This window comes from Burkholderia sp. AU32262, from assembly GCF_020419985.1.
Lineage (GTDB): Bacteria > Pseudomonadota > Gammaproteobacteria > Burkholderiales > Burkholderiaceae > Burkholderia > Burkholderia semiarida.
This window is the reverse complement of the sequence record NZ_JAIZRS010000078.1, coordinates 1-784: the sequence shown is the minus strand read 5'-3', so window position 1 is coordinate 784 and position 784 is coordinate 1. Positions and strand designations below refer to the sequence as shown.

1 protein-coding gene is annotated in these 784 nt (G+C 66.2%); it reads left to right on the top strand.

Going from position 1 to position 784, the window contains the following annotated elements; all coding sequences use genetic code 11:
* Positions 1-784: efflux RND transporter permease subunit (locus LGN10_RS33380; RefSeq protein WP_226226292.1), on the top strand; the 784-nt coding region annotated here is incomplete at both ends.

Genomic DNA, 784 nt, shown 5'->3' with positions numbered 1-784 from the left:
GACGCGCCGTTCCGGATGACGCCGGAGGACATGAACATCTGGTACGTGCGCAACAGCTCGGGCGGGATGGTGCCGTTCAGCGCGTTCTCGAGCGGCCACTGGATCTACGGGTCGCCGAAGCTCGAGCGTTACAACGGCGTGTCGTCGATCGAGATCCAGGGGCAGGCCGCGCAAGGCAAGTCGACCGGCCAGGCGATGGCCGCGATGGAAGCGCTCGCGAGCAAGCTGCCGGAAGGCATCGGCTATTCGTGGACGGGGCTGTCGTTCCAGGAAATCCAGTCGGGCTCGCAGGCGCCGATCCTGTATGCGATCTCGATCCTCGTCGTGTTCCTGTGTCTCGCGGCGCTGTATGAAAGCTGGTCGATTCCGTTCTCGGTGATCATGGTCGTGCCGCTCGGCGTGGTCGGCGCGCTACTCGCGACGATGCTGCGCGGCCTCGAGAACGACGTGTTCTTCCAGGTCGGCCTGCTGACCACGGTAGGCCTGTCCGCGAAGAACGCGATCCTGATCGTCGAGTTCGCGCGCGAGCTGCAGGCGGGCGGGAACATGGGGCCGGTGCGCGCGGCGATCGAGGCGGCGCGCCTGCGACTGCGTCCGATCCTGATGACGTCGCTCGCGTTCATGCTGGGCGTGCTGCCGCTCGCGATCAGCAACGGCGCGGGTTCGGCGAGCCAGCACGCGATCGGCACCGGCGTGATCGGCGGGATGATCACGGCGACGTTCCTCGCCATTTTCATGATCCCGATGTTCTTCGTGCGGGTTCGCGCGATCTTCAGCGGCGAGA